General features: G+C 74.6%; 1 protein-coding gene. It reads right to left on the reverse strand.

Annotated features, from left to right (window positions below):
• Window positions 1–390, reverse strand: a 390-nt coding sequence (locus KDL01_RS42690; protein WP_212534381.1) for an ATP-binding cassette domain-containing protein, incomplete at both ends; no start/stop codon positions are given.

Genomic DNA, 390 nt, shown 5'->3' on the forward strand with positions numbered 1-390 from the left:
CTGCCCGGCTTCAGGGGGCGCCCGTCGACGAGGACCCGCCCGGTGTCCGGCCTGCGGGCGCCGTAGACCGTCTCGAGGATCTCCGAGCGCCCGGAGCCGACGAGCCCCGCGAGCCCGACGATCTCACCGGGCCGCACTTGGAGGTCGAGCGGGTCGAACTCGCCCCGGCGGGACAGCCCTTCGACGGTGAGCACCGGTTCGGCCCTCGGCGCGGAGGCGGGCCGCTGCGGGAAGACGTACTCGACGTTGCGTCCGGTCATCAGCGCGACCACCTCGCGGGTGGGCGTCGACTTCGCGGGCAGCCCGCCGGCGACGGCCCGGCCGTCCTTCAGCACGGTCACCCGGTCGCCGATGCGCCGGATCTCCTCCAGGCGGTGCGAGATGTAGACG

It is taken from the genome of Actinospica durhamensis, assembly GCF_018139695.1.
GTDB lineage: Bacteria > Actinomycetota > Actinomycetes > Streptomycetales > Catenulisporaceae > Actinospica > Actinospica durhamensis.